This window comes from Melaminivora alkalimesophila, from assembly GCF_000282995.1.
Classification (GTDB): domain Bacteria; phylum Pseudomonadota; class Gammaproteobacteria; order Burkholderiales; family Burkholderiaceae_C; genus Melaminivora; species Melaminivora alkalimesophila.
Window position 1 is genome coordinate 1 of sequence record NZ_ALEE01000088.1, and the last position, 544, is coordinate 544.

Consider the following 544-nt stretch of genomic DNA (forward strand, 5'->3'; position numbering starts at 1 on the left):
CACCGGTGGCCCACGCCCGGAGGACATCGAGTTCACCCCGGCTGATGCCACCGAGATGCTCATCGCCATCTGGACCAAGGTCCGCCCTGACCAGATGGGTGCCACCGACTCCATCGAAACACTCGTGGAGGGTGTCTCCTCCCGCCGCAACCAGCTGCTGCTGGACCTCGGCGTGGAATTCGGCCTGGGTGCCATCGACGGTGCCGCCGACGCGGAACTCGGTGACCTCAAGGTGACCGTGTCCAAGATGGCCAAGGGTTACAAGGCCTTCGGCCCGGTGCTCTCCGATGCCGCAGCCGATGCGCTGCGCCGTATCACCGGCCCCACCGGCAAGCGCCCGGCGTACATCGCCGAGCGTGTCACCGGCACCTGGCAGCTCGGCCAGGGCTGGGCCGACCACGTCGTCGCCGAGGTGGTCATCGGTGCCCGCGAGGGAGCCTCCCTGCGCGGTGGCGACCTGGCCACCCTGGCGCCCGCCGCACCGTCGAGTGCCGCTGAGCTTGATGCGCTTATCGACGCCGCCGTGGCAGCCGTCGCCGCCCCC

At 70.2% G+C, this 544-nt stretch carries 1 protein-coding gene; it reads left to right on the forward strand.

The features are described from left to right. Positions 1 to 55 precede the first annotated feature (55 nt). The coding region (locus tag A612_RS01120; RefSeq protein WP_206536103.1) for a hypothetical protein at positions 56 to 544 on the forward strand (489 nt) is incomplete at its 3' end.